A 19825-nucleotide genomic window follows, 5' to 3' on the forward strand; every position below is an offset into this window, starting at 1 on the left:
GCGGCAAATCTCAAGCAGACGCAATCAAAAGCGGCTTGCCGCACCCCATTTTCACAAGTATCGCCTCGCTGCTTCTGCTTGCAGCCGAGGCTTGAGACTTGCAGCTCTATGAGGGAGCCTCTATGACGACTCAATCCGAATACGACTACATCATCATTGGTGCCGGCTCTGCCGGTAACACCCTGGCAGCCCGTCTCACCGAAGACGCAGGCGTCACTGTTCTGCTGCTGGAAGCCGGTGGCCCGGACTACCGTCTGGATTTCCGTACCCAGATGCCAGCCGCTCTGGCATTCCCGCTGCAGGGCCGCCGTTATAACTGGGCCTACGAGACCGAGCCAGAGCCACACATGAACAACCGCCGCATGGAATGCGGTCGTGGTAAAGGCCTGGGCGGTTCGTCGCTCATCAACGGCATGTGCTACATCCGCGGCAACGCGATGGACTATGACGGCTGGGCCAAAGAGCCGGGCCTTGAAGACTGGAGCTACCTCGATTGCCTGCCGTACTTCCGCAAGGCCGAGACGCGTGACATCGGCCCGAATGACTACCACGGTGGTGAAGGTCCGGTCAGCGTGACCACGCCCAAGGCAGGCAACAATCCGCTGTTCCACGCGATGGTCGAGGCGGGCGTGCAAGCCGGTTTCCCGCGCACTGACGACCTCAACGGTTATCAGCAGGAAGGTTTCGGTCCGATGGACCGCACCGTGACGCCTAACGGTCGTCGCGCCAGTACCGCCCGTGGTTATCTGGACGAAGCGAAGAAGCGCTCGACCCTGACCATCGTCACTCACGCGCTGACCGATCGCATTCTGTTCGAAGGCAAGCGTGCCGTCGGCGTGGCGTACCTGGTAGGTGACAGCGACACCCGCATCCAGGCCCGTGCCCGCAAGGAAGTGCTGCTGTGTGGCGGCGCGATCGCTTCGCCACAGATTCTCCAGCGTTCCGGCGTCGGCCCGGCCGAAGTGCTGAACAAGCTGGATATTCCGGTGGTTCATGACCTGCCGGGCGTTGGCCAGAACCTTCAGGATCACCTGGAGATGTACCTGCAGTACGCCTGCACCCAGCCGGTGTCGCTGTACCCTTCGCTGAAGTGGTGGAACCAGCCTGCCATCGGTGCAGAGTGGATGTTCCTCGGCACCGGTATCGGTGCGAGCAACCAGTTTGAAGCCGGTGGTTTCATTCGCTCCAGCGAAGCGTTCGAATGGCCGAACATTCAGTACCACTTCCTGCCGGTCGCGATTAACTACAACGGCACCAAGGGCGTTCAGGAACACGGCTTCCAGGCTCACGTCGGCTCCATGCGTTCGCCGAGCCGTGGTCGTGTGCAGGTCAAATCCAAAGACCCGCGCGAGTACCCGAGCATCCTGTTCAACTACATGTCCAGCGAGCAGGACTGGCAGGAGTTCCGTGACGGCATCCGCCTGACGCGCGAGATCATGCAGCAACCGGCTCTGGACCCGTACCGTGGCCGCGAAATCAGCCCCGGTATCGATGTGCAGTCTGATGAAGCGCTGGATCAGTTCGTGCGCGAGCATGCTGAAACGGCTTATCACCCGTCCTGCTCGTGCAAGATGGGCACCGACGAGATGGCCGTTGTCGACGGTCAGGGCCGTGTGCATGGCCTGCAAAGCCTGCGCGTAGTCGATGCCTCGATCATGCCGATCATCACCACGGGCAACCTGAATGCACCGACAATCATGATCGCCGAGAAAATCGCCGACAAGATCCGTGGTCGCCAGCCGCTGCCACGCAGCACGGCCGACTACTTCGTTGCAGGCGACAAGCCGGCACGCGGCAAGCCGCTGCGCGAGATCAGCCACCAGGCCTGATCTGACGACGGGCGTCCTCCATGGACGCCTTTCGTTGTGCATGCTCCAGCGTGAATGTATTTCACACTGGAGCATCGGCACGATAGTTACAGGATTCTCGTTCCTCACGCTGCAGCGTGGGAATGCATTTCCCGACGCTCCGCGTTGCAATGGACGCGGAGCATTGGTACGAGCGCCAACTCGATTCAGACCCTCCTCCCGACAGACGCGAATTGCCACCATCTCTGCGCTCTGCCACAATCGCGAATGATTCTCTTTAGTTAGATCTTTCTCATCGAGGCTATTCGTGTCGTCAGTCCCAAGCACTCATAGCGAGATTGTTGGCGCGCTGTATCGCGATCATCGTGGTTGGCTGCTGGCCTGGCTCAGACGTAATGTCGCCTGTCCACAGCGTGCTCAGGATTTGAGTCAGGACACGTTCGTGCGTTTGCTCGGGCGACAGGAATTGCTGACGCCCAGAGAGCCTCGAGCGTTCCTGGCGGCCGTTGCCAAGGGACTGATGTTCGACTACTTCCGCCGCGCTGCGCTGGAGCAGGCTTATCTCGGGGAGTTGATGCAGGTTCCCGAGGCCGAGCAGCCTTCGCCGGAAGAGCAGATGCTGATTCTGGAAGACCTCAAAGCGATCGACCGTATGCTGGGCAGCCTCTCCAGCAAAGCACGGGCAGCCTTTCTGTACAGTCGACTCGACGGGCTGAGCCACGGCGAAATTGCCGAGCGGCTGGGCGTCTCGGTTTCGCGCGTCAGGCAATACCTGGCTCAAGCCATGCGTCAGTGCTATGTGGCGCTCTACGGTGAGCCGACATGAACACCAGGCCGGTATCCGCTCATGTTCTGGACGCCGCGATCCAGTGGCAATTGAACATGGATGGCAGCAGCGGCAATGACGCTGAGCTTGCTCGCTGGCTGGCCGCCGACGAAGAGCATGCCAGGGCCTGGAGCCAGTTGGGCATGGTCAATCAGCGTTTTGCCTTGCCAGCAGGTCCGGCGCGCAAGGCATTGCAGCAATCGCCTGGTGCCCAGCGGCATAGCTTGCGCAAGCTTGGCGGCGGTCTGGTCGGCGTGTTCATGGCGTTGGGGCTGGCATTGTTCGTCGGCGACCGCTACCTGCCGATAGATTACTGGCTTGCCGATCAGCGCACCGCCACCGGTGAACAGCGTGACGTGCATCTGGCGGACAACACCCTGATTCGCCTTAACACCCACAGCGCGATTGATGTGCGCTTCGATGCGCAGCAACGTCGGGTGATTCTGCAGGACGGCGAAATAATGGTGCAGACCGGCAATCATGACGATCCGCGTCCCTTCATCGTCGAAACTGCGGATGGCAAAATGCGCGCCCTGGGTACGCGCTTTCTGGTCCGTCGCGAGCCAGACGGAACACTGCTCAGCGTGCTGCAATCAGCGGTTGCCGCCAATGCGCGCAATGCGTCCGGTGAACAGGTTCTGCGCGAGGGCCAGCAGGTTCTCCTCACGCGCAATGGCCTTGGCCCGTTGCTCAGCATGCCTTCCGGCGTCGACGCCTGGACGCGCGGCATGTTGGTGGTGGACAACGCCCGGCTGGCGGACATGCTTGCTGAACTGGGTCGTTACCGTACAGGCCATCTGGGTGTCGACTCGACCGTGGCTGATCTGCGTATTACCGGCACATTCCCGCTGGCCGACACTGACCTGGCGCTCAAGGCGTTGTTGCCGACCTTACCCGTGCAGATCGAACAACACACCGCGTGGTGGGTCACTGTGCTGGCCAGGGATGAGCAGGCCAGCAGCAATCCGGCAAAACTCTGAAACATACCTCTTCATGCCTGCACCGGATCGCCCTGACACTTTTCCGGTTTCGAGCGGCTTAGTCTTACAAGTCATTTCGGGGGCACGCTCGGTTTTGCGTCCCTTCGCCTGTGGATAAACCATGAAAAGCCAAACCGTGCGCCGTTGGTCCATCGTGCATACCTGGAGCAGCCTGATTTGCACCCTGTTTTTGTTGATGCTCGCGGTTACAGGACTGCCGTTGATCTTCCATCATGAAATCGATCACCTGCTGGGCGACGCCCCGCAGTACCAGGAGATGCCTGCCGACACGCCGCATCTGAACCTGGAGCAACTGGCCAGGGCCGCCGAAGCGCATCGCCCCGGCGAGGTGATGCAGTATTTCGGCTGGGACGACGAAGACCCCAATGGCGTGATGGCCATCACCGCGGCAACCGCAGGTACCGAGCCCAACTCATCGCATACCTTCGCCCTTGATGCACGCACCGGTGAAGCGCTGGAAATGCCTTCTGCCAATGGCGGCTTCATGATGGTCATGCTGCGCCTGCACGTAGACATGTACGCCAACCTGCCCGGCAAATTGCTGCTGGCGTTCATGGGTTTGCTGTTTGTGGTGGCGATTGTTTCCGGGACCGTGTTGTATGCGCCGTTCATGCGCAAGCTGGAGTTCGGCCAGGTGCGGGTCAATAAATCCAGGCGTACGCGTTGGCTGGACCTGCACAACCTGATCGGCGTAGTGACATTGACCTGGGCGCTGGTTGTGGGCGTGACGGGGGTGATCAGTGCCTGTGCCGATCTGCTGATTGCCTCCTGGCGCAATGATGCGCTGGCCACCATGATCGCCCCTTACAAGGACGCGCCGCCATTGACCCAGCGCGCCCCGGCGACTCGATTGCTGGAAATTGCCGAATCCGCTGCGCCCGGCATGCAGGCCGATTTCATCGCTTTCCCCGGCACGCGCTTCTCCAGCGAGCATCATTACGCGGTGTTCCTCAAAGGCAACACGCACTTGACTGCGCACCTGGCCACGCCAGTGCTGATCGACGCGCAGACGCTGCAAGTCACGGCCGTGGTCGAGCGTCCCTGGTACATGGATGCATTGGGTATGTCGCAGCCTCTGCATTTCGGTGATTACGGCGGCATGCCGATGAAGATTCTCTGGGCGGTACTGGATGTGCTGACCATCATTGTGCTCGGCAGCGGGGTGTACCTGTGGTGGGTGAGACGGCGTGCCACGCGCTCGGTGAGCGTGATTCGCGCTCAGGCGGCGCAATGAGTTCCAGGCCATCGGGATTCTGGAAGACCTTTGCGATACCCGCCTTGATAGCGCTGCTTATCGGCGTCGGCTTGTTCGCCGCGCTGCTGGGGGATGGCTGGTGGGATACGCTGGCGTGGCTGGGCATGGGGACGGCTGCCCTGTTGAGCATCAAGGGCTTGCTGGTGCGGCGCGGCTGATTGAAACGCTCATTGCAGGCGCGTCACAGGCTGACTAGTCTAGGATCCTGTCTCATTCGAGGAACACCCATGTCAGCGCCCACGATGACGTTGTACTTCAACGCCGCCTCGCCTTTTGCCCGCAAGGTGATGGTGATGCTTCATGAAACCGCTCAGCTCGACCGCGTCGAGTTGCAGACCACAGTGCTGACGCCGGTCAGCCCGTCTGCCGAGCTCAATGAAGACAACCCGGCCGGCAAACTTCCCGCGCTAAGGCTGGCTGACGGTAATGTCATTCATGACAGCCGGGTGATTCTTGATTTTCTCGACCACCAGCACGTGGGCCTGCCACTGATCCCCCGGGAAGGCTCGGCACGCTGGAGGCGCCTGACCCTGGCTTCGCTGGCCGATGCGGTGTTGGATGCAGCGGTAATGATTCGCTACGAAACTGCCTTGCGTCCGCAGGAAAAACACTGGGACCAGTGGCTGGACAACCAGCAGCAGAAGATTGAACGCTCGCTGCATTACTTCGAAAGCGATGCGGTCACCGAGCTCAGCACATCCTTTGATGTCGCATCGATCAGCGTCGCCGTGGCGCTCGGTTATCTGGACTTTCGCCAGCCGGATCTGAACTGGCGCAGCACTTATCCGAGACTGGCCGCCTGGTATCTGGACGTCAGTCAACGCCCGTCGATGATCGCGACCCTGCCGCCAGTTTGAGTCAATCTGCGCCGCGCCGCGCCGCACAGTCAAGATAGGACTCGGAGCGTCCTGAACGGCATACCCACGCGGAGCATGGGCACGATGGTGTTCTCGCGTGCGGCTATCGTTCCTCACGCTCCAGCGTGGGAATGCCGTGGGTGACGCTCTGCGTCACAAATCTGCGCCGCGCCACGCCCTCAAGACCGGACGCGGAGCGTCCAGAACGGCATGCGACGCGGAGCGTCGCACGATAGTCAGGAAGAAGCATGAGCACGATAGACGCCTCAGCAATCAGGCTCATCAGCAGTGTAGCGGCGGGCCGGATTAACCGCTGCGTCGAACTCGCGCAGCGCCTTGGCACCGATCAGTAGCGGGAAGTTGAAGTGGCTGCGGTCGACCAGATTGACTTCGACCGTGCGCTTCTTGTTTCCCAGGCACAGTTCCAGGTCTACAACAGGACGCTTGGCAGGGTTGATGCCTTCGTCGTCTTCGTCATCACCTTCTGCACGCCCTTTGATCTTGCTGATCCGCGACACCTTGTGCTCATACACCTTGTTGTCGGCGCCCTTGGTTGCCAGACGGAATCGCACCCAGTCATCGCCATCACGCTGGAACAGCTCGATGTCCTTGGCCGACAGTGAAGCAGTCAGTGCGCCGGTGTCCATCTTGGCCTTGAAGGTCTGGTCTACGTCCAGAACCTTGATGTTCTCGTAGCGGCCATACAGCGTCGGTTCAGCAGCCATGACCGGCAGGGCCAGCAACGACAATAGCGCCAGGATTGGTTTCACGTGAGAGGTTCCTCGCAATGGTCAGCGCCTGATTGGCGCGCGTTTTTAGACAGCGAACCTGCAGTAGGTTCGCCAGCAAGAGTGTCAGGCCAGCATAAGTGCCCGGACGTGAAACATTTGTAAGCACCTGTGTAATTGGCGTAAAACGCGTGGGTCTTTATTATTGCCGCCCCTGAACCTTCAAGAGTCCGCCATGCGCCGTCTGCTCACCGGCTGTTTTGTTGCTTTGTTGTTACTGATCAATACGCTGGTATTGATAGGTCCGTTATTGGTTTTTGCCTTGCTCAAGCTGCTGTTCAGAGGCCGAATGCGCGATCACTGTTCAGTCGCCGTTATGTGGATTGCCGAAATTTGGGCCGAGATCGACAAGGTCATCTTCGCCACCTGCATACCGACGCAATGGGATATTCGTGGCGATGAGGGCTTGCGCGGTGATACTTCGTATCTGGTCATCAGCAATCATCAGTCGTGGGTGGATATTCCCGCGCTGGTCCAGGCACTCAACCGGCGCACGCCCTTCTTCAAGTTTTTCCTGAAAAAAGAACTGATCTGGGTGCCCCTGCTGGGCCTGGCGTGGTGGGGGCTGGATTACCCGTTCATGAAGCGCTACAGCAAGGCGTTTCTGGCGAAGCACCCGGAACTGAAGGGCAAGGATCTGGAAATCACCAAGGCCGCCTGCGAGCTGTTCAAGCGTCAGCCAGTGACCATCGTCAACTATCTGGAAGGCACGCGCTTTACTCCGGGCAAACATGCGACTCAAGCATCGCCCTATACCCATCTGCTCAAGCCCAAGGCCGGTGGCGTCGCATTCGTGCTGGCTGCCATGGGCGAGCAACTGGACGCCATTCTCGATGTCACCGTGGTCTATCCGGGTTCAGGCATTCCGGGGTTCTGGGACATGCTGTGCGGGCGGGTGCCCAAGGTGATTGTCGACATCAAAACCCGTGAAATGGACCCGGCACTGTGGCAGGGCGATTACGAGAACGATCCGGTGTTTCGCGAGAAAATCCAGAGCTGGGTCAACCAGCTCTGGGTGGAGAAAGATGCGCGTATTGCGGCGTTGCGGCTTGAATCAGCTGCCGGAACCCCATAACCCACTCAGGCTCTGCAACGCCGAACCGCTGGCACCTTGCTGCCCGAGGTATTGCAGAATCAGCGGGGCAAACTGGCTGACCATCGTGCTGTCCATGCCCAGTGCCTTGAAGGCGTTATTCACATCACCCATGCTCTGCACGTTGCCCAGTGCGCTGTTGAGCATCGAGTTATCGCCGGACTTGCCACCGAGCAGGCTGCCCAGTGCGTTTGCGCCTCCCAGGCTGTCCAGTGCGGAGGTGCCGGACATCTGCTCCAGGCCGGGAACCGATTTGGCCAACTGCGAATAATCGGTGCTGGTCAGCTTGTTCTTCGCCAGCCCGAGCAATGCGCCTGTTCCGCCAACGGCTTGTTCAGGGGTGACATTGAGCTGGGTGCCAAGGGTATTAAGCAGTCCTGCGACTTCAGGGGCCGCTGTGGCTTTCTGATTGCCACTCGTGGCATTGGAAACCGCATTTGCGGCGTCATTCAGATTGAAGGCAAACACCGGGCTTGCAGCCAGTGCCATCAACGTTACCAAAGCCATACCGCGTGCAGTTTTCATTGCGTCACCCTTATCAAACCTGAACCGCCCATGAGTGGGCGGTAAAGCAGACGGTTTGACTGTGAGCAACAGAGACTTGTTCCCAACGCGCTGAAGACAGGCAGTTATTTCATTTGCCTGAATCGGCTCTGGCAGACGAGATGGGCTCCCTAGCATTTCTGCTAGCTGTGCAGCACGAGATCACACGCCCAGAATTACGGTTCTATCATCGATTGCCGCAGGTGATGTTCATGTCTTCTGCCAGCCCTGTAGTGCTCTGCACTTACCATTACGACGCAACGGATCGCTTGGCCGACTGCTCGCCTGCGGCGCAGGGGAGCGCCCGGTTCTTTTATCAGCAGAATCGCTTGGCGACGCAAATTCAGGGGCAGATACAGCACACGCTTCTGCGTACGGACGAGCATTTGCTGGCTCACCTGAGTGTGGAAAACAACCAGAACGATTGTCTGTTACTGGCGACGGACCAACAGCAGTCCGTGATCGCGGCACAGGGTTTGGCGTTTGCTTATACGCCTTACGGCCATCGTTACCCTTCAGGTCCCGCAAGCCTGCCGGGCTTTACCGGCCAGCGGCTTGACCCGATTACAGGGCATTATTTGCTGGGCAATGGGTACAGGGCTTTTAATCCGGTGTTGATGAGGTTCAATAGTCCGGACAGTTTGAGCCCGTTTGGCGAGGGCGGGTTGAATGCGTATGCGTATTGTGAGGAGGACCCGGTTAATCGGGTTGATCCGGGCGGACATTGGCCAACGTTTTTAATGAACATTTTGAAAAGAGCAAGCAGTGTGAAAAAGCGCTTACTTGGTCGAAACGGTAGCCAGGATTCTCTATCTTCCCCGTTGCTTGATCCTGTCGAGAGTTTCGGGTCCACACAGGTAACTACTTCAACTAACTCGGTGAGCTCGCATATGTCTGCATCTGGTATTATCGATAGGTCACAATTTGTTGCCCCACCACCCCGCCCTCCCAAGAAAGGACTGCCGAGCAATGTCCCACCGCCCATCCCTCCAAAGAAAGGGCCGCCCAGCAATGCTCCACCATTCGTTCCTGCTCGAAAAAGTTACCTGAGGATAGAAGGTGAAGATGTAGACATTCATGAAGCTAAAAGACGGCGTGATGAACTGGTCCTGACAAATGAATCATATATTGGTAGAGGTGATTTTGTACCGTATGCTGTAAAGAATAATCTTGACTATTATAGACGTGCGGTTGAGCGTCTTAGAGGTGGCAATGGCACTATCGAGAAGCGGGCGGGCGCGTCAAATCGATTCCGATAATGGCCAACCACCCAGTTGGTTAAAGGGGTAGGCGGAGCGCCTTTTAACCATGACGCTGATAATAAGTTTTGTTGTGTTTAAGTCACGCCCATCAATGAGTGAAGGGCGCTTCGGTCTGTGCGCCGGCATGACTGTGTTCAGCGCCTTTCGGCCTGGCACCTAGTAGTTCTGCTAGCTGGGCGCAAGTAGATAGTCAGCCCAGACTTGCTGCAATGGGTGACTTCAAGGAGTGAAGCCATGGCTTCGTCTGGGCAATCCGTGCTCTGTGTTTATCGCTACGATCCATTGGATCGCCTGGCCGATTGTTCGGCCGCGGGGCAGGGCAGCACTTGCCTTTTTTATCAGAAGACACTCTTGGCTACGCAGATTCAGGGGCAGGTCCAGCACACTCTTATGCGCACGGATGAGCATTTGCTGGCGTGCCTGAGTGCAGAAAATAATCAGCGCGACGGCACGTTGTTGGCGACGGATCAACAGCAGTCAGTGATTGCCGCTCAGGGGTTGGAGTTTGCCTACACGCCTTACGGACATCGTCATCCTTCAGGCCGCGCAAGCCTGCCGGGCTTTACTGGCCAGCGGGTTGACCCGGTGACGGGGCACTATTTGCTGGGGAATGGGTATCGGGCGTTTAACCCGGTGTTGATGAGGTTCAACAGCCCGGACAGTCTGAGCCCGTTTGGTGAGGGTGGGGTGAATGCGTATGGGTACTGTGGGGGGGATCCGGTTAATCGGATCGATTTGACTGGGCATATGTTTAATCCATTCATGCTTGCTTTAAAGATAATAAAAGCCAAAAAGAAATCAACTCTTACTATAGGCGGCTCATCGTCTGCTGAACTTGTTTCAGTGGGTTCGAGTCGCAGTCCAGGAGTTGATTCTACCGTGGGTTCATTATCCGAAACTTCATTGGCTGGTAGGTCGGGATTAACTACGCAAGAGCTAAATCATCCTGGAAAGATAATAAATAAGTCGAGGCAAAATCTTGTTGTCGACGACGCGTATAGAAAATACGGCGCGTTGGAATACAATTTTAATCTAGCGGAATTTTGGAAGAGGACATATGCGCTTCAAGGTATTTCCCCGCCTATAGAGTTTATCGAAAGCTATAAGCTTCTTGAAAAGAGATTTTTGAGCGTTTCAAGGACGCTAACCGGGGCGCCACCCCCCAGTTACGACTTTGCGACGCAGCTTCCGCCACCCTATAGTAAGAGTAAGTTAAGGATATCCAGGACGTCAAACAGAATAAGGCGGACGGAATAAAAGACCGATTGCTCGGCCTTTTATTGAGAGGCGAAATGGGCAAGCGTTTTTTTCAGTTAGGCACCAAACAACCCATGCGGATCAATCACAAACTTCTTCGGCACGCCCGAATCAAACTCGCCATAACCCCGCGGAGCCTCATCCAGACTGATCACCTCGACCCCCACTATGTCGGCGATCTTGATGCGGTCCCACATGATTGCCTGCATCAGCTGGCGGTTGTATTTCATGACCGGGGTCTGGCCGGTGTGGAAGCTGTGGGATTTGGCCCAGCCCAGGCCGAAGCGAATGCTCAGGCTGCCCATTTTTGCGGCAGCGTCTACGGCACCTGGGTCTTCGGTGACGTACAGGCCGGGGATGCCGATCTTGCCTGCGACGCGCACCACGCCCATCAACGAGTTGAGAACGGTGGCGGGTGCTTCGGCCTGAGCGCCAGCATGGCCGTGACCGCGTGCTTCGAAGCCTACGGCGTCGATGGCGCAATCCACTTCAGGCTCGCCGAGCAGGGCAGCGATCTGTTCGTGCAGTGGCGTGTCCAGGGACAGGTCAGCAATTTCGAAGCCTTGGGCCTTGGCGTGGACTAGGCGTTTCGGGTTGACGTCGCCGACGATTACCACCGCCGCGCCCAACAAGCGTGCTGACGCCGCCGCAGCCAGGCCGACCGGGCCAGCGCCTGCTACGTAAACCGTGCTGCCAGGGCCAACCCCGGCAGTCACTGCACCGTGGTAGCCGGTGGGCAGGATGTCGGACAGGCAGGTCAGGTCGCGGATTTTCTCCATCGCCGCGTCGCGGTCTGGCAGTTTGAGCAGGTTGAAGTCAGCGTAAGGCACCAGGACGTATTCAGCCTGACCGCCGACCCAGTCGCCCATGTCGACGTAGCCGTATGCACCGCCGGGGCGGGCCGGGTTGACCGTCAGGCAGACGCCGGTGTTCTGTTCCTTGCAACTGCGGCAGCGACCGCAGGCCACGTTGAACGGCACAGAAACCAGATCACCGACTTTCAGATGTTCCACGTCGCGCCCGGCTTCCAGCACCTCGCCGGTGATTTCATGACCCAGGACCAACCCGGTTTGCGCCGTCGTGCGACCACGCACCATGTGTTGGTCCGAGCCGCAGATATTGGTGGAGACTACGCGCAGGATCACGCCGTGTTCGATGCGCTTGCCGCGTGGGTCTTCCATTTTCGGGAAGGGGATTGATTGCACTTCGACCTTGCCAGCGCCGAGATACACTACACCGCGATTACCAGACATACATGTCACCTCGCTTTTATTGTGGTGGAGCAGAGAGAAGCAGTTGCAGCTATAAAACCACCGTCCTGTTGGCGTTGAGAAACACCCGCCGTTCAATGTGATAGCCCACTGCGCGGGCCAGTGTCAGACCTTCGATGTCTCGACCTTTGGCAATCAGGTCTTCGGGATAGTGGCTGTGATCAACCACTTCCACGCCTTGAGCAATGATCGGACCTTCGTCCAGATCGTTGTTGATGTAATGTGCGGTGGCACCCACCAGTTTCACACCCTTGTTGTAAGCCTGATGGTAAGGCTTGGCACCCTTGAAACCGGGCAACAGCGAGTGGTGGATGTTGATCGCCTTGCCGTCCAGTTTTCTGCATAGATCGGGTGAAAGGACCTGCATGTAGCGGGCGAGAATCACCAGCTCTGCGCCGGACTCTTCGATCACCTGCCAGACCTTCGCTTCCTGCGCAGGCTTGTCGTTCGGGTCCAGAGGGAAATGGTAGTACGGAATACCGTGCCAGCCAGCCAATGGCTCAAGATCCGGGTGATTGGACACCACCGCGACCACGTCCATGGACAGTTGATTGATACGCTGGCGATAGAGCAGATCGTTCAGGCAGTGATCGGCTTTTGAAACCATGATCACCACTTTTGGGCGGTAGTTGGGTGCTGTGAGTTCGAAGATCATGCCGAAGGCTTCGCCTCGTTCGCTCAGCCCGGCCCGGAAAGCCTGTTCGTCGAAAGCCTGGGGCTGACGAAATTCCACGCGTATGAAGAAACGCCCTGACAGGCGATCATCGAAGGAGTGGTGCTCAGTGACGTAGCAGCCCTGCTCGAACAGGAAGCGGGTCACCGCATCTACCGTGCCCAGTACACTGGGGCAGTCGGCGGTTAAAATCCACGTATCGGGCGCGCGGCTCATTGAATCAAAGCTCCTGAATGTTCGTTATCCACAGATACGGCTGACTCTTGTGCCAATGCTCCGCGTTATACACAAATCTTGTGGGAGCGTACCGGGCGACGCTTCGCTTGTTCGCGAAGGGGGCGGTACATTCACCGGAAATGTCTGGACTACCGTCTTCGCGGACAAGTCCGCTCCCACAGGCCTCTCCCTCTGGAGTCTTCATTGAGACCGACGCTGCGGTTTCAGCCCCGGTTCCAGGCTCTTCACGCCTGAATGCTCAGCCCGTACTCGGCACTCGCATCCTGCAACCACAGCCACCAGTAATCCGAGAAGCTGCGGCGGACCAGCAGCTCCCAGGTTTCTTCACCGGTACGGCGGATCACCAGTTGTGATTTGGCGAACACCGTGCCGACGGCCTTGCCCACCGGGAAGTTGTCCGGGTGCACGTCGTAGCTGGTGGACTTCATCAATACCTGGCGCACTTTCGGACCGGTCAGTTCGAGGATCGACTGGCCGCCACTGACGTTGACGATGGAGATATGCAGCCCGGTCAGCGCCTCTCGCAGCTTTTGCTCTGCCGCGAACTCTTCGCCGCTCGGCACGATCAGCAGCCATTCATCCGGGCCAAGCCATTGCAGTGAGCTTTCGCCGTTGACCACCAGCATCAGTGCGGCGGGAAGCTCCATGCCAAGCGCCTTGTGTACGCCTGCGGCGAAGGCCGGATCGTGGGCATTGCCACGAATCGTCAGGTGGCCCAGCAGCTTTTTCTCGCGCAGGAACACGCCGGGGCTGGCGCGCCCCTTGCCGATCAGGCTGTCGAGGTTTGCGTGGAACAGCGGCGACTCGGCTTTGACATCGGTGGTCGGGCGCTGCTGGTAAACGTTCGCTGTGGTCATGAATCACCTGCCTTGAATTCTGTGTGCTGCTTATGATCGGCGCTCCGTGTGTTACTCGACATTCTGGCGCTCACCCTTTGGATCGAAGAACACCGAGGAAACGATCTCGGCTTCGATCACGCTGCCGTCTGCCAGAGGCGCGAACACCCGCTCTCCCATGCGCGCCAGGCCGCCTTTGACCACGCCCATCGCAAACGAATAGCCCAGCGAGTTGTGTGCATAGCTGGAAGTCACATGGCCAACCATGCTCATCGGGATCGTCTGTTTGGTATCGAACACCAGTTGCGCACCCTCTGGCAGCCATTTGGTCGGGTCGACAGGCTTGAGGCCGACCAGTTGCTTGCGCTGTTCGCGTACACAGTCTTCGCGATTCATGCCGCGCCAGCCGATCCACGAGAATGGCTTGGTCCGGCCGACACACCAGCCCATGTTCAGGTCGTCCGGAGTCATCGAACCATCGGTGTCCTGGCCAACGATGATGAAGCCCTTTTCGGCGCGCAGTACGTGCATGGTTTCAGTGCCGTAAGGCGTCAGGTTGTACTGTTTGCCTGCCTCGGCGATCTTTTCCAGAACGCCCATGGCGTAGTCAGCCTGAATGTTGACCTCGTAGGACAGCTCACCGGTAAACGAGATACGGAATACGCGAGCTGGCACACCGGCGACCAGACCTTCCTTCCAGGTCATGAACGGGAAGGCTTCACGGCCCAGGTCGATATCGGTGACTTCGCTGAGCAGCTTGCGGCTGTTGGGGCCGGACAGCGTCAGCGTCGCCCAGTGATCGGTCACTGAGGTGAAATACACTTTCAGGTCCGGCCATTCGGTCTGCTGATAGATTTCCAGCCATTGCAGGACGCGTGCAGCGCCGCCTGTGGTGGTAGTCATCAGGAAGTGGTTGTCGGCGAGGCAGGCAGTCACGCCATCATCGAAGACCATGCCGTCTTCCTTGCACATCAGGCCGTAGCGAGCCTTGCCCACGTCCAGTTTGGTCCACGCATTGGTGTAGATGCGGTTGAGGAATTCGCGGGCATCCGGGCCTTGAATGTCGATTTTGCCCAGCGTCGAAGCGTCCAGCAGACCCACACTGTCACGCACAGCCTTGCATTCGCGAGCGACGGCTGCGGGCAGGTCTTCACCGTTTTTCGGGAAGTACCACGGGCGTTTCCACTGGCCGACGTCTTCGAATTCGGCACCGTTTTTGACATGCCAGGCGTGCAGTGCGGTGAAACGCACCGGTTCGAAGATGTGCTTGCAATGACGCCCGGCTATCGCGCCGAACGTGACCGGCGTGTAGTTGGGACGGAACATGGTGGTGCCCATTTCCGGGATCGACACGTTCAGTGAACGGGCGGCGATGGCCAGACCGTTGACGTTGCCCAGCTTGCCCTGATCAGTACCGAAACCCAGCGCGGTGTAGCGTTTTACGTGCTCGACCGACTCGAAACCTTCACGGGTCGCCAGCTCGATGGCGGCAGCGGTCACGTCGTTCTGCAGGTCGACGAATTGCTTGGGGGCCCGAGCGGTGCCTTTCTCGTGCGGCACCTGAAACAGCGCCAGTGTCGGTTCTTCAGCGCGACTGAGGGCTTTGGGCATCACGCCTTCGACCACCTTGAAGCCTGCTTCGCTGGCCGCGCGCACGCCACCTTCAAAACCATCGGCCAGGCTGTCTGCCAGACTGTAGACGCCGTTGACGCCGCCTACGCAGATACGTTTCTGCGGTGCTTCGCCCGGTACAAACCCGAGGATGTCCTCACGCCATACCGGCTTGCCACCCAAGTGCGAGGCCAGGTGCACAATCGGGCTGTAGCCGCCGGAGCTGGCCACCAGATCGCACTCAAGCCATTCGCCGGGGCTGGTGACGGTGTGCGCCTTGACGTCGATTGCGGCGACGCGGGCAGCTGTCACGCGTTTGCTGCCACGCGCTTCAATCACTGCGCTGCCGGTCAGAATGCGAATGCCTTTGGCGCGGGCTTCCTCAACCAGCGGGCCGCGCGGGTTGTGCCGCGCATCGGCAATCGCAACCACTTGCAGGCTGGCGTCGAGCCAGTCCAGCGCAACGCGGTAGGCATGGTCGTTGTTGGTGGACAGCACCAGTTTTTTACCCGGTGCTACGCCGTAACGCCGGACATAGGTCGAAACGGCGCCGGCCAGCATGTTGCCCGGCACATCGTTGTTGCCGTAAACCAGCGGGCGCTCATGAGTACCGGCAGCCAGCACCACGCGCTTGGCGCGTACCCGGTGCATGCGTTGGCGAACCATGCCGATGGGCGCGCGATCACCGAGGTGATCGGTCAGACGTTCGTGAATGGTCAGGAAATTGTGATCGTGGTAGCCGTTGACCGTGGCGCGCGGCAGCAGTGTCACGTTGCGCAGGCTTTTCAGCTCGGCGACCACCGTAGCCACCCATTCGGCAGCGGGTTTGCCATCGAGACTTTCACGGCTGTCGAGCAGACTGCCGCCGAACTCCTCCTGTTCATCCGCAACGATCACTCGGGCACCACTGCGGCCCGCAGCCAGCGCGGCGGCCAGGCCGGCAGGGCCAGCGCCTACGATCAGCACGTCACAGTGCTGGTTCATCGCGTCATAGCTGTCCGGATCGTTCTCGGTCGGCGAGCGCCCCAGGCCCGCAGCCTTGCGGATGTACTTTTCGTAAGTCATCCAGAACGATTGCGGGTACATGAAGGTTTTGTAGTAGAAGCCCGGTGGCATCAGCTTGCCACCGACCTTGCCCAAAATGCCCATGACGTCGGTGTTCACGCTTGGCCAGCCGTTGGTGCTGGTGGCGACCAGTCCTGCATAGAGCGCTTGTTGCGTGGCGCGCACGTTGGGGATTTGCGTCGCTTCGGTCGCGCCGATCTGCAACACGGCGTTTGGCTCTTCCGAACCCGCTGCGAAGATGCCGCGCGGGCGGGAGTATTTGAAACTGCGGCCGATGATATCGACGCCATTGGCCAGCAGGGCAGAGGCCAGCGAGTCGCCTTCAAAGCCCTGATAGGTCTGGCCGTTGAAGGTGAAGTTGAGCACCTTGCTGCGATTGATACGGCCGCCGTTGGGCAGGCGCTGGGTCTGGCTCATACCTTGTCTCCCTGATCCGTGAACTGCGGCTTCGTACCAATCGGATAGGTTTCGAGAATCTCGTAGGTCACGGTATTGCGCGTCATGTTGAAGTACTGGCGGCAACCGGCAGCGTGTATCCACAGCTCGTGGTGCAGGCCGCGCGGGTTATCGCGAAAGAACATGTAGTCGCCCCATTGCTCATCGGTGCAGGCACCTGGGTCCAGCGGGCGTGGAATATGCGCCTGGCCGGACGGGTGGAATTCCTCTTCGGAGCGCAGTTCGCCACAGTGAGGACAGAAGATATGCAGCATGGTCGGGTTCTCCTGTTAGTGGGCTACGGCTGCAGCGCCGTGTTCGTCGATGAGCGCGCCGTTGTGGAAACGGTCGATGGAGAACGGTTTGGCCAGCGGGTGCATCTCGCCTTTGGCCAGACTGGCGGCAAACACGTTGCCCGAGCCCGGCGTGGCCTTGAAGCCGCCTGTGCCCCAGCCGCAGTTGAAGAACATGTTCGGCACCGGCGTCTTGGAAATGATCGGGCAGGCGTCCGGCGTGGTGTCGACGATGCCGCCCCACTGGCGGTTCATGCGCACACGCGACAGCACCGGAAACATCTCAACGATGGCCTGAATAGTGTGTTCGATCACCGGGTAAGAGCCACGCTGGCCATAACCGACCCAACTGTCGATACCGGCACCGATCACCAGGTCGCCCTTGTCGGATTGACTGATGTAGCCGTGCACGGCGTTGGACATGATGACGCTGTCGATAATCGGCTTGATCGGCTCGGAGACCAGTGCCTGCAAAGGATGTGATTCGATCGGCAGACGAAAGCCCGCCAGTTTGGCCATGTGCCCGGAGTTACCGGCGGTTACCACGCCGACACGTTTGGCACCGATGAAACCCTTGTTGGTTTCGACGCCGATGCACACGCCGTTTTCCTTGCGAAAGCCGATGACTTCGGTCTGCTGGATAAGGTCCACGCCCAAGGCGTCGGCGGCACGCGCAAAGCCCCAGGCCACTGCGTCGTGACGAGCTACGCCGCCACGGCGCTGAACGGTTGCGCCGATGATCGGGTAGCGGGTGTTTTTCGAGCAGTCCAGGTATGGGATTTCCTCAGCGACCTGCTTGCCGTTGAGCAGTTCGCCATCTACACCGTTCAGGCGGTTGGCGCTGACACGCCGCTCGGAGTCGCGCATGTCCTGCAAGGTGTGGCACAGGTTGTAGACGCCGCGCTGGGAAAACATGACGTTGTAGTTCAGGTCCTGGGACAGGCCTTCCCACAGTTTCATCGCGTGCTCATAAAGGTGGGCCGACTCGTCCCACAGGTAGTTGGAGCGCACGATGGTGGTGTTACGTGCGGTGTTGCCGCCGCCCAGCCAGCCTTTCTCGACCACGGCCACATTGGTGATGCCGTGCTCCTTGGCCAGATAGTAGGCAGTCGCCAGACCGTGCCCGCCACCGCCGACGATGACCACGTCGTAGACCTTTTTCGGGGTCGGCGTGCGCCACATGCGCTGCCAGTTTTCGTGATGGCTGAGGGAATGCTTGAGAAGGCCGAAGCCTGAGTAATGCTGCATGTAAGGCTACTCCTGACTCAGCGATAAACCGGGAAATCGGCGCACAAGGCTGCTACCTGGCTGGCGACGTTGGCCTCGGCATCGGCATCACCGAGGTTATCGAGAATGTCGCAGATCCAGCCCGCCAGCTCGACGCATTGGGTCACCTTGAAGCCGCGGGTGGTGACGGCCGGCGTGCCTATGCGCAGACCGGAGGTCACGAACGGCGACTGCGGGTCGTTGGGCACCGAGTTCTTGTTGACGGTGATGTGCGCACGGCCCAGTGCCGCGTCGGCGTCCTTGCCGGTCAGGCCCTGACGAATCAGGCTGACCAGAAACAAATGGTTGTCGGTCCCGCCTGAAACCACATCGAAGCCGCGGTCGATGAATACCTGCGCCATCGCTTGTGCGTTGTCGATGACCTGCTGTTGATAAGCCTTGAAACCTGGCTCCATCGCTTCCTTGAAGCACACGGCCTTGGCGGCGATAACGTGCATCAGCGGGCCGCCCTGACCGCCGGGGAAGACGGCGGAATTGAATTTCTTCTCCAGCTCTTCGTTGGCCTTGGCGAGAATCAGGCCGCCGCGTGGGCCACGCAGTGTCTTGTGCGTGGTGGTGGTGACCACATCGGCATACGGCAGCGGGTTCGGATAGAGACCGGCAGCCACCAGACCTGCAACGTGCGCCATGTCGACGAACAGGTAGGCACCTACCTTGTCGGCGATTTCACGGAAGCGCGGAAAATCCAGCGTCTTCGAGTAGGCCGAGAAACCGGCAATGATCATTTTCGGCTGGCATTCGACGGCGATGCGTTCGACTTCGTCGTAATCGATCAGCCCGGTGGTGGTGTCGATGCCGTACTGCACGGCGTTGTAGAGTTTGCCCGAGAAGCTGACCTTGGCACCGTGGGTCAGATGACCGCCGTGCGCCAGGCTCATGCCCAATACAGTGTCGCCTGCTTGCAGCAACGCCAGATAGACCGCTGCGTTGGCCTGGCTGCCGGAGTGTGGCTGGACGTTGGCATAATCGGCCCCGAACAGCTGTTTGGCGCGCTCGATGGCCAGTTGCTCGACCTTGTCGACGTGCTCGCAGCCGCCGTAGTAACGCTTGCCAGGGTAGCCCTCTGCGTACTTGTTGGTCAGGCCGCTGCCCTGCGCCTGCATCACGCGTTTGCTGGTGTAGTTCTCCGAGGCGATCAGCTCGATATGGTCTTCCTGACGCTGCTCCTCGGCGTTCATTGCCGACAACAGTGCGTCGTCATAACCCTGGATCTGGTCTTGCTTGCTGAACATCGCGGATCTCCCAGCGGCGGCGCGGCGCCTGACTTGTCGTTAGGGCCGAACAGAGCCCTCTGAGAGCGATGGTAGGGCCGGACCGAAGTCGCCAAATGCCTATGGACGCCACACAAAGGTGCGTTTACGACATGGGGGCCAAGGGAACGGAAATAGCAGAAGAGGCGTTGCGCGGTGACGAGGCCGCAAACGAAA

General features: G+C 59.2%; 18 protein-coding genes. 9 read left to right on the forward strand and 9 right to left on the reverse strand.

What is annotated here, in order from left to right; genetic code table 11:
• The first annotated feature begins 122 nt into the window (after positions 1 to 122).
• The 6 genes from betA (at position 123) to RYA97_RS08300 (ending at position 5747) form a co-directional block, all read left to right on the forward strand.
• The gene (betA, locus tag RYA97_RS08275; RefSeq protein WP_005758134.1) at positions 123 to 1829 is read left to right on the forward strand and encodes a choline dehydrogenase; all 1707 of its coding nucleotides are present in this window, start codon (positions 123 to 125) and stop codon (positions 1827 to 1829) included.
• A gap of 286 nt (positions 1830 to 2115) precedes the next feature.
• Positions 2116 to 2634 (forward strand): RNA polymerase sigma factor, encoded by a 519-nt coding sequence (locus RYA97_RS08280; RefSeq protein WP_002555616.1) that lies wholly within the window; start codon positions 2116 to 2118, stop codon positions 2632 to 2634.
• Entirely contained in the window at positions 2631 to 3614 is a 984-nt protein-coding gene (locus RYA97_RS08285) for a FecR domain-containing protein (protein WP_005781175.1), read from the forward strand. Before RYA97_RS08280 ends, RYA97_RS08285 begins: the two co-directional genes overlap by 4 nt.
• Positions 3615 to 3735: 121 nt before the next feature.
• Entirely contained in the window at positions 3736 to 4869 is a 1134-nt protein-coding gene (locus RYA97_RS08290) for a PepSY-associated TM helix domain-containing protein (RefSeq protein ID WP_010194796.1), read from the forward strand.
• The gene (locus tag RYA97_RS08295; RefSeq protein ID WP_005781169.1) at positions 4866 to 5048 is read left to right on the forward strand and encodes a hypothetical protein; all 183 of its coding nucleotides are present in this window, start codon (positions 4866 to 4868) and stop codon (positions 5046 to 5048) included. The genes RYA97_RS08290 and RYA97_RS08295 overlap by 4 nt, the downstream gene beginning before the upstream one ends.
• A 69-nt stretch (positions 5049 to 5117) precedes the next feature.
• Positions 5118 to 5747, forward strand: a complete 630-nt coding sequence (locus RYA97_RS08300) for a glutathione S-transferase family protein (protein ID WP_005781167.1) — start codon at positions 5118 to 5120, stop codon at positions 5745 to 5747.
• A gap of 266 nt (positions 5748 to 6013) precedes the next feature.
• Here the strand turns inward: RYA97_RS08300 and RYA97_RS08305 are convergent, their stop codons facing one another.
• Positions 6014 to 6517 carry an ATP-dependent zinc protease gene (locus tag RYA97_RS08305; protein ID WP_005735042.1) on the reverse strand — a complete coding sequence of 168 codons (504 nt, stop codon included), beginning with the start codon at positions 6515 to 6517 and terminating at the stop codon, positions 6014 to 6016.
• Positions 6518 to 6710: 193 nt separating this feature from the next.
• On the opposite strand from RYA97_RS08305, the gene RYA97_RS08310 reads away from it, so the two are divergent.
• Complete coding sequence (locus RYA97_RS08310) at positions 6711 to 7610, forward strand: acyltransferase (RefSeq protein WP_316892090.1); 900 nt, start codon at positions 6711 to 6713, stop codon at positions 7608 to 7610.
• Here RYA97_RS08310 and RYA97_RS08315 read toward each other — a convergent pair.
• Positions 7590 to 8153, reverse strand: coding sequence for a DUF2780 domain-containing protein (locus RYA97_RS08315; protein ID WP_004654797.1), 564 nt, complete (start codon positions 8151 to 8153; stop codon positions 7590 to 7592). The genes RYA97_RS08310 and RYA97_RS08315 overlap by 21 nt on opposite strands.
• 230 nt (positions 8154 to 8383) lie before the next feature.
• Between RYA97_RS08315 and RYA97_RS08320 the strand changes: the two genes are divergently transcribed.
• Positions 8384 to 9430 carry an RHS repeat-associated core domain-containing protein gene (locus RYA97_RS08320; RefSeq protein ID WP_044295362.1) on the forward strand — a complete coding sequence of 349 codons (1047 nt, stop codon included), beginning with the start codon at positions 8384 to 8386 and terminating at the stop codon, positions 9428 to 9430.
• A 237-nt stretch (positions 9431 to 9667) separates the two neighbouring features.
• Complete coding sequence (locus tag RYA97_RS08325; RefSeq protein ID WP_005781157.1) at positions 9668 to 10690, forward strand: RHS repeat-associated core domain-containing protein; 1023 nt, start codon at positions 9668 to 9670, stop codon at positions 10688 to 10690.
• A 56-nt stretch (positions 10691 to 10746) separates the two neighbouring features.
• Here the strand turns inward: RYA97_RS08325 and fdhA are convergent, their stop codons facing one another.
• The 7 genes from fdhA to glyA form a co-directional block, all read right to left on the reverse strand.
• Positions 10747 to 11943, reverse strand: a complete 1197-nt coding sequence (fdhA, locus tag RYA97_RS08330) for a formaldehyde dehydrogenase, glutathione-independent (RefSeq protein ID WP_005781155.1) — start codon at positions 11941 to 11943, stop codon at positions 10747 to 10749.
• A gap of 49 nt (positions 11944 to 11992) precedes the next feature.
• Positions 11993 to 12850, reverse strand: coding sequence for a formyltetrahydrofolate deformylase (gene purU / locus RYA97_RS08335; RefSeq protein ID WP_004655932.1), 858 nt, complete (start codon positions 12848 to 12850; stop codon positions 11993 to 11995).
• Between the two features lie 245 nt (positions 12851 to 13095).
• Positions 13096 to 13728 (reverse strand): sarcosine oxidase subunit gamma, encoded by a 633-nt coding sequence (locus RYA97_RS08340; protein ID WP_016981551.1) that lies wholly within the window; start codon positions 13726 to 13728, stop codon positions 13096 to 13098.
• Positions 13729 to 13779: 51 nt separating this feature from the next.
• Positions 13780 to 16800 (reverse strand): sarcosine oxidase subunit alpha, encoded by a 3021-nt coding sequence (locus RYA97_RS08345; protein ID WP_004663381.1) that lies wholly within the window; start codon positions 16798 to 16800, stop codon positions 13780 to 13782.
• A complete protein-coding gene (locus RYA97_RS08350; protein ID WP_002555603.1) occupies positions 16797 to 17093 on the reverse strand; it encodes a sarcosine oxidase subunit delta in 297 nt (98 codons plus the stop codon). The genes RYA97_RS08345 and RYA97_RS08350 overlap by 4 nt, the downstream gene beginning before the upstream one ends.
• Before the next feature lie 15 nt (positions 17094 to 17108).
• Positions 17109 to 18359, reverse strand: coding sequence for a sarcosine oxidase subunit beta family protein (locus RYA97_RS08355; protein WP_002555602.1), 1251 nt, complete (start codon positions 18357 to 18359; stop codon positions 17109 to 17111).
• 17 nt (positions 18360 to 18376) lie between these two features.
• Positions 18377 to 19630: a serine hydroxymethyltransferase gene (gene glyA / locus RYA97_RS08360; protein ID WP_316892093.1), complete on the reverse strand. Its 1254-nt coding sequence runs from the start codon at positions 19628 to 19630 to the stop codon at positions 18377 to 18379.
• Positions 19631 to 19825: the final 195 nt, after the last annotated feature.

The sequence above is a fragment of the Pseudomonas syringae group sp. 26L6 genome, from assembly GCF_032587815.1.
Taxonomy (GTDB): Bacteria; Pseudomonadota; Gammaproteobacteria; order Pseudomonadales; family Pseudomonadaceae; genus Aquipseudomonas; species Aquipseudomonas amygdali.